At 42.7% G+C, this 239-nt stretch carries 1 protein-coding gene; it reads right to left on the reverse strand.

Going from position 1 to position 239, the window contains the following annotated elements:
* Positions 1-239 (reverse strand): DUF805 domain-containing protein (locus SB725_RS33715; RefSeq protein WP_410923760.1); only part of this gene is annotated, 239 nt, incomplete at both ends.

Here is a 239-nt window from a genome sequence, read left to right on the forward strand (position 1 = left end):
GGTATCACTCGCTAGGAATACTAGCAATATAATAGAGCCTATCAGTGGCACTATCCCTATCAAAAACCACCATCCTGAGCGGCTAGTATCATGCAAGCGGCGGATAGTAACGGCAAGACCAGGCAGAAATAAACCAAGTACTGCTACTATGTAAAATAAACCTGTCTCTGAGCTGAATATTATTGCGTCTAGCAGCATTGCAACGATCATCACCCCCATTTGTACTAGAAAAAAATACC

It is taken from the genome of Pseudomonas sp. SIMBA_041, assembly GCF_046535095.1.
GTDB classification, from domain to species: Bacteria; Pseudomonadota; Gammaproteobacteria; order Pseudomonadales; family Pseudomonadaceae; genus Aquipseudomonas; species Aquipseudomonas mucoides.